The sequence below is a fragment of the Streptomyces sp. AC627_RSS907 genome, from assembly GCF_019049165.1.
Map to the genome: position 1 here is coordinate 1 of NZ_JAGMUE010000180.1, position 630 is coordinate 630.

General features: G+C 78.6%; 1 protein-coding gene. It reads right to left on the bottom strand.

What is annotated here, in order from left to right; genetic code table 11:
• Positions 1 to 630 (bottom strand): TIGR03084 family metal-binding protein (locus tag KUM32_RS30760; RefSeq protein WP_217145242.1); only part of this gene is annotated, 630 nt, incomplete at both ends.

Below are 630 nucleotides of genomic sequence, written 5' to 3' on the forward strand. Positions count from 1 at the left end.
CCCGTCGCTGTCGGCGGCCGGAGACACCGCCGCGTGCGCGCCTGGGCCCGCGCCGTGCGCGGCGGCCACGGCGGCGCCGGCCAGGCTTCCGGCGGGGCGGCCCGCGCCCGGCGGGCCGGCGAACGCCTGGGCGATGCCGAGCCAGCGCCTGGCCTCGCCGCCGTCCACCCGTAGGGCCAGGTCGTCGCGGTGCGCGCGCTGCGTGACGAGCAGGCAGAAGTCCAGCGCGGGCCCGCTGACGCGCTGGGACGCCTCGGGCGGCCCGTACGTCCACAGCGCCCCGTCGGGGGCCACCAGCTCCACCCTGAACTCTTCTTTCGGTGGGCCGAGTTGATTGATCGCATAGGCGTAGTCGCGCGCCCGTACGCCGATGTGGGCAATGTGCCGCAGCCGCGCGGTGGGCGTGCGGCGCACGCCGAGCGCGTCCGCCACGTCCTGCCCGTGCGCCCAGGTCTCCATCAGCCGGGCGGTCGCCATCGAGGCGACACCCATCGGCGGCCCGTACCACGGCAGCTTCGCGCCCTCGGGCCGCGCGGCGAGGAGTTCGCTGAGCGCGGCGCGGCCGGCGCGCCAGCGGGCGAGGAGGGTGGCCGGCGGTTCCAGCGCGCCGGCCGCCGCGCCCTCGTCGAC